The organism is Citrobacter sp. TBCS-15 (genome assembly GCF_005280815.1).
In the GTDB taxonomy this organism is placed as follows: Bacteria; Pseudomonadota; Gammaproteobacteria; order Enterobacterales; family Enterobacteriaceae; genus Citrobacter; species Citrobacter werkmanii.
The window spans coordinates 1-222 of the sequence record NZ_SZWK01000146.1 but is presented as its reverse complement, the minus strand read 5'-3'; the positions used below and the strand labels follow the sequence as shown (position 1 = coordinate 222).

Annotated in this window: 1 protein-coding gene; it reads left to right on the top strand. The window is 40.1% G+C overall.

Annotated elements, in window-relative coordinates; translation table 11 throughout:
- Positions 1 to 187 (top strand): hypothetical protein (locus FDW96_RS25250; protein ID WP_212732883.1); only part of this gene is annotated, 187 nt, incomplete at its 5' end.
- Between the last annotated feature and the right edge of the window lie 35 nt (positions 188 to 222).

Here is a 222-nt window from a genome sequence, read left to right as displayed (position 1 = left end):
GAGCGAAAGGTCAATGAGTAGGTTATATAGGGATATAGAAGATATAGAACATAGCAAAGAGCTGCTTTTGAGCAATGTTTGTGGAAGCGGTATTCGCAATATTTTAGTAGCTCGTTACAGTCCGGTGCGTTTTTGGTTTTTTGAAAGTGCGTCTTCAGAGCGCTTTTGGTTTTCAAAAGCGCTCTGAAGTTCCTATACTTTCTAGAGAATAGGAACTTCGGA